This window comes from Sporosarcina sp. E16_8 (genome assembly GCF_017347095.1).
Taxonomy (GTDB): domain Bacteria; phylum Bacillota; class Bacilli; order Bacillales_A; family Planococcaceae; genus Sporosarcina.
In genome coordinates, this window is record NZ_JADPRZ010000094.1 from 1 (window position 1) to 4,417 (window position 4,417).

Sequence of the window (4,417 nt, forward strand, 5' to 3'; positions counted from 1 at the left end):
CGCCATGGACACCCTTGCGTTAAGCTAACTGTTACTTCTACCTTCACAGTTCGGGACTTCCACCCTATAGATTACGCCCATGCTGGGCGCACAAAAACTACAGGGATGCGACGAGGTCGCATCCCTGTAGTTTAAGATATCTCGGTAATGTTATAGAAGTCGTTCCATTCAAAGCGATCTAAAGGCAACTGTACTTGGAGCACCTAGTGTTTGGTTATATCAACATATATGAGTCAAATCGGGCACTACTTACAAAGTACTCTGAATACTTTTGATTTACCTTGGAGCCAATCAACGAAAGGCGTATACTAGAAGAAAGTTGAAATGAAGAGGAGGGATTCATCAGCATGAGGACAAGCCTAAAATCATTTATGTTATTAGTTGCTATGCTATTCGTATTTCTTCCGCAGGTAACGTCCGCGTCAGAAGCACCGCTTGATGAAATTCGCCAATTGGTGCGTGATTACTATGTCGATGACGTGCCGGAATCGGTGTTGTCTAAGGGCTCAGTTAAGGAGATTACAAAACAGCTAGATCCCCATTCCATCTATATGAGTGCGAAGGAGTACCAAGGTTTCGTAAATGGGATTGAGCAGCGAATTGTTGGGATCGGTGTTGTGCTTGAAGAGGATTTGAAAGGTGTCAAAGTCATATCGGTAATTCAGGGTGGACCTGCTGCGCGAGCGAAAGTACAGCCTGGCGATGTGATCACAAATGTAAACGGGAAAAGCATCGTAGGAAAGTCGATTCAGACTGCAATATCGTTAATTAGCGGAGACGAAAAAACAATGGTTACAGTAACAATTAAACGTATTGGTCAACAAGCTCCCATCACGACAAAAATTACGCGGGAAGAAATTACACTGCCAAATGTTGAATTTGAAATGCTCGGCGGTAATATTGCCTACATTAAATTGAACAGTTTTGCGATGGAATCCTCGAAAGAAATGAACAAAGCCATTCAATCTTTAAATGGTGCAGATGGATGGATCGTTGATTTGCGTAACAACGGTGGCGGTTACATAACAGCTGCACAGGACATTGCAGGATTCTTTCCAAATACAGTCAACGCATTTCAATTAAGGGAAAAGAACAGTAAGCCGATGACTTATCCGTCGACTAGTCAACCCAGAAAGTTTAAGGGACCGACGCATGTTTTGATTAATGAATACAGTGCGAGTGCTTCAGAAATGGTCTCTGCGGCAGTGAAAGAGCAGAAAACGGCTACGTTATACGGTCAAACGAGCTACGGTAAAGGCACGATGCAAGCGATGTACGGATTTGATGATGGTAGTGTGTTGAAGATGACGACTGCAAGATTTTATTCGCCGGGCGGGCAATCTGTGGATAAAGTGGGTGTTAAGCCAGACGTCATAACGAAAAAAGAGGCTGAGCTCGAAGTGTCCCATCATGATCAGTTAATTAAAAAGTTGAAGGGATACAAACAGCTTCCTGAACTTGTGAATGTCCCCGTAAGCAAGAAGTTTACGGTTGAAATGAATACCACAATGAATTGGCAAAATAGCGATAAAGCAACGGTTCAACTTATCCAATTGGGAGGACAAGAGATCGCGGCTTCTATAAAGGTTGTAAATGCAACTACAATTACGGTCGTTCCGAATAAACCATTGATGGCGGGAAGTAGATATGTACTTGTGATTCATCCACATTATAAAAATACGCAAAATAAACCGATGAAACAGGGCGTATACTTAGAAGTATCGGTTAAATAAGTAAGCACCGGGTTTTCATCGACTTTAAGAAATACTAAGTCGGGTGTAACCTGGTGCTTTTTTGTAGGATGAAAAATCCATGTTAAGAGCACTTGCAAAATCAAGAAGAAATTTGAACTTTATAATGTAAAGAGCGTCGACGAATTTCCGCTTCTAATAATTGAATAAAGTGTGGGCATAGTTTGATGTCTTTTGCTTTGAAATAGGATTCAATCAACAAGTCATCAGGTAGTTTATTCATCTGGGTTTCCACCTCCAATCGTTTAGATTATAAATTATAGTTTATGTGTACTAAAGTAAAACGTGCACGCATAAAATAGTACGTAACAAGGTTGTACCTTTAATCTACCAAAGATTAGGGTTGGGAACAACCGTTCCTTTATCCACAGCCGGTGGTGGATAAGCTGTGGTTAACATGTTTGCAATGGCTACCAATGCATAGTGAATGGTAGGTATAACGTTAGCAACTTTATCCACAGATGTAAAAACTGCGGAATTTGTCGAAACATTTTTTGGGTTTTCTAATGAATTTACTGTTAATTGCTGTAAATGGAGCCTAGTGGGAATAAAAAGGTGAGTTGAAGGAATAGAATAGTTTAATGATGTTGTTGAAAGTGAAGTTTTATCCCGCATCAACTGCCTGTAATAGCCCGAATGGTTAAACTAACAATCGGTGGGGATGAAGAAAATTCCCTCTGATTGCAGATTACCTTTATCAACGACTGACAATAGGAGGGGATAGATTGCACTGCGTGAATTGTGGACATCAACAAAGTGAAGGTAAGTTCTGTGCGATTTGTGGAAAAGCTTTGGGAGACAATTTACTTACGAGAAGTCGGTCAGCTGGAAAATCCGGCCTACAATCAACTAAATACATTGAAAAGGTTAAAGATGCATCTAATAAGTACTGGAACTATTTCTTGAACTATTTGAAGCATCCTTCTCTAGCGCTTAAACAAGGCGAAAAGGAGTTTTCGAATGGCCTAATAACTAGTGTAATTATGGCATTTATTATTGGCCTAGTTTTATTTACCTTCATGAAACGTGTACCATCGCCATTTCTCGATGCTTCGTACGAACTGTCATTTACCTCGGTGATTGGTAGTTCATTATTATTTGTCTTTATCAGCACAGTAATTATCATCGCTTCATTGTTCCTGACAATTAAGTATCTCGGTTCTGAGCACTCATTCAAAAGTATCGCTGGCATTTACGGAACGCAGCTTATCCCATCCACATTCCTCGTATTGATTTCCTTTATTTTGCTCCTTTTAAAAGCATACACCTATAGTAACTTCCTTCTATCATTCGCACTCCTATTAGCGTTTTTCGTCGTACCGCTGTATATCCTCATTAAGTTATTGACCAAAGAAGAAGCGGGCATTGATCCACTGTATTGTGTCATCGCCTATATTGTTGTTTTTGGAATTGCTTTTTCTATCTATCTTTATCTATTGGAAGGTTCTTTAATCCTCGACTTGTTAATTCGCCGGATGACAGTCACTTAGTGAATTGAAAACGGTTAAAAAGCAGCACCCTAAACCAGTTAGAGGTTTAGGCTGCTGCTTTTTTATAGTTCTTGGGCTAGACTTTGCAAAACAACCAACGAGTTCCGAATATACAGCAACCCAGCCGCCGCCCCTTCTTGTCGTCGCGCATGACAGTTACGCGATTAAAGTGTTAGTATAATGAGACAATTGATTTGTTCTGATACTTAATTATATTGAGGGAGTGGAGATAATGGCTATTGATATTTATCTTAATTTTAATGGGAATTGTCGTGAAGTGGTGAATTTCTATGCAGAGGTTTTTGGAACAGAAGCACCAAAAATTATGACTTTCGGAGAAACACCGCCAAATCCTGAATATCCACTTCCGGAAGAAGCGAAAGAGTTGGTTATGCATACTCGACTGAACATTAGTGGGAGTAACGTGATGTTTTCGGATGTCTTTCCTGGAATGCCTTTTATTGAAGGAAACAACATAAGCCTTGCGTTTGTTAGTACAGATTTGGATGAAATTAAATCTGTATTTAATAACTTGAAAGAAGGCGGAAACGTAGCTATGGAACTTCAAGAAACGTTTTGGAGCAAATGCTACGGCCAACTAACGGACAAGTTTGGAATTGAGTGGCAATTTAATTACGACAATGGAGAAACGTTCATGTGATTTAACACGTGTTGATCAACCAAAAGCAACCAGAAAACAACTTCATCAAACACTAGACGCTTCTCGTACGGTAGCCTTTTGATTGCATTGGACTGTACGATTCCTATACCGGTACCGAAGCCCTCCTAAGGCACTAATACACGAAGTGCTAATGCTTTTGGGGACGAAACAATAGTAGGCTTCTTATCTGGAGAATGGCCGCCAAAGATACAATTTTGGCGGCTCACTCCTTCTTTATGGGTTTTTTCTTTTTTATTTCAAGGAAAAGTTAATTCCTACAAGCTGTCACATGATGACAAACGCAATGCGCACACTTCAAAGTGCCTTGCGTTTTTTTTATTTTCTAGACTTCAGCGCTTATCGGGTCTACCAAGGCGCTTGCGCTTTTCTTATTGTCTAGACTGCAGCGCCTAGCCCCTCGAGTCGCTTCAGTCCTTAAGTTAAAGGCAAAAAGCGCCTTTCTCTTAAGGCCCTCCAGCGCTTGTCGGGTCTACCAGGCGCTTGCGCTTTTCTTA

General features: G+C 40.6%; 4 protein-coding genes. 3 read left to right on the forward strand and 1 reads right to left on the reverse strand.

Annotated elements, in window-relative coordinates; translation table 11 throughout:
• The first annotated feature begins 347 nt into the window (after nt 1-347).
• On the forward strand, nt 348-1,733 hold the full coding sequence (locus I2484_RS20695; protein WP_207152943.1) for a S41 family peptidase: 1,386 nt from the start codon (nt 348-350) through the stop codon (nt 1,731-1,733).
• 100 nt (nt 1,734-1,833) lie between these two features.
• Here the strand turns inward: I2484_RS20695 and sda are convergent, their stop codons facing one another.
• Nucleotides 1,834-1,974: a sporulation histidine kinase inhibitor Sda gene (gene sda / locus I2484_RS20700; RefSeq protein ID WP_207152944.1), complete on the reverse strand. Its 141-nt coding sequence runs from the start codon at nt 1,972-1,974 to the stop codon at nt 1,834-1,836.
• A gap of 502 nt (nt 1,975-2,476) precedes the next feature.
• Here sda and I2484_RS20705 point away from each other — a divergent pair.
• Together I2484_RS20705 and I2484_RS20710 are read left to right on the forward strand one after the other, a co-directional pair.
• Nucleotides 2,477-3,241, forward strand: coding sequence for a hypothetical protein (locus I2484_RS20705; protein WP_207152945.1), 765 nt, complete (start codon nt 2,477-2,479; stop codon nt 3,239-3,241).
• 232 nt (nt 3,242-3,473) lie between these two features.
• Nucleotides 3,474-3,902 (forward strand): VOC family protein, encoded by a 429-nt coding sequence (locus tag I2484_RS20710; RefSeq protein WP_207152946.1) that lies wholly within the window; start codon nt 3,474-3,476, stop codon nt 3,900-3,902.
• Nucleotides 3,903-4,417: the final 515 nt, after the last annotated feature.

Excerpts from the sequence above, each read along its gene's own strand:
- I2484_RS20695 (WP_207152943.1), top strand. The coding sequence starts at position 348 with ATGAGGACAAGCCTAAAATCATTTATGTTATTAGTTGCTATGCTATTC.
- sda (WP_207152944.1), bottom strand. The coding sequence starts at position 1,974 with ATGAATAAACTACCTGATGACTTGTTGATTGAATCCTATTTCAAAGCA.
- I2484_RS20710 (WP_207152946.1), top strand. The coding sequence starts at position 3,474 with ATGGCTATTGATATTTATCTTAATTTTAATGGGAATTGTCGTGAAGTG.